The organism is Endozoicomonas sp. ONNA2 (assembly GCF_024606365.1).
GTDB lineage: Bacteria > Pseudomonadota > Gammaproteobacteria > Pseudomonadales > Endozoicomonadaceae > Endozoicomonas.
This window is the reverse complement of sequence record NZ_JAHHPO010000667.1, coordinates 1-1,472: the sequence shown is the minus strand read 5'-3', so window position 1 is coordinate 1,472 and position 1,472 is coordinate 1. Positions and strand designations below refer to the sequence as shown.

At 50.7% G+C, this 1,472-nt stretch carries 1 protein-coding gene; it reads left to right on the top strand.

Annotated elements, in window-relative coordinates; translation table 11 throughout:
- The first annotated feature begins 291 nt into the window (after positions 1 to 291).
- Entirely contained in the window at positions 292 to 1,290 is a 999-nt protein-coding gene (locus KDK14_RS11725) for an NAD-dependent epimerase (RefSeq protein WP_257265306.1), read from the top strand.
- Positions 1,291 to 1,472 lie beyond the last annotated feature (182 nt).

Here is a 1,472-nt window from a genome sequence, read left to right as displayed (position 1 = left end):
GCTCCATGCGAGTATGGTATTTGTGGCGGGATCGGTATGCATTCCCACGCGGAGCGTGGGAACGAGGTGTCCGGAGGGTTTTGCGACAACCTCCGGAGCATGGGAACGAGGTGTCTGGAGGGTTTTGCGACAACCTCGGGACCGTGGGAACGAGTCCAAGGGGTGATTGGCACAATACATGAGGCCGAAGTTCACGCCCCTCGACAGGCTCAGGACGAACGTAGTTTTGAATCTCAGAATTATGCAAATTATTTCGGGCAATTCCTAAGCCCACCTTACAGGTAAACCACGATGAAATACCTGGTCACCGGAGCCGCAGGCTTTATTGGCTTCTTTACCACCAAACGTCTCTGTGAAATGGGACATGAAGTGGTTGGCATCGATAATCTCAATGACTATTACGACGTCAGCCTTAAACACGGCCGCCTTAATGAACTGGCTCCGCTGAAAAACTTCCGTTTTGTTGCACTGGACCTGGCCGATCGCGAAGGTATTGCGGCACTGTTCAGGCAGGAAAAGTTCAACCGGGTGATCCATCTGGCTGCTCAGGCGGGCGTCCGTTACTCCATCGACAACCCAATGGCCTATATCGACAGCAACCTTGTCGGCCATGCCACCATTCTTGAAGGTTGCCGCAACAACCAGGTAGAACACCTTGTCTACGCCTCATCCAGCTCTGTTTATGGCATGAATACCAAAATGCCATTTTCAACGACGGACGCGGTTGACCATCCGGTTTCACTCTACGCGGCGACCAAGAAATCCAATGAGTTGATGTCCCATACTTACTCCCATCTCTATGGCATACCAACCACCGGCCTGCGCTTTTTCACGGTGTACGGTCCATGGGGTCGCCCGGACATGGCTTACTTCAAGTTCACCCAAATGGTTAACCGTGGAGAAGCCATCCCCGTCTTTAATGAGGGCAAGCTGCAAAGAGACTTCACCTACATTGATGATATCGTGGAAGGTGTTGTACGCATTCAGGATGTTATTCCCACAAAGTCAGATCATTTTGACAGCACCGACCCAAGCCGTAGTTCGGCACCCTACCGGATTTACAATATCGGTAATAACCAGCCTGTTGAACTGATGACGTTTATCACAGCACTGGAAAATGCCATCGGCAAACAGGCCGAAAAACAGTATTTACCGATGCAGCCCGGTGACGTTTATGCCACCTATGCCGATGTCAGTGATTTGATGGAAACAGTCGGTTTTAAACCATCGACATCTATTGAAGCAGGCTTGCAAAAGTTTGCCCAATGGTACAAAAGCTGGCAGAAATAACAGAGATTCGTAACATTTACGGCAGAAAAAACAGGCATATGCACACTGTGCAATTTGTCGCCCGTCTTGAAAAATGTCTATCGACAGGCTTCTGTGTATTACATCAAGCCACAGAGGCAACCGCCCTGGGAGGCTGTCCGAGAATAGCGCCCGACTGGGCGTCCCCGTAGCGAGGACGACAG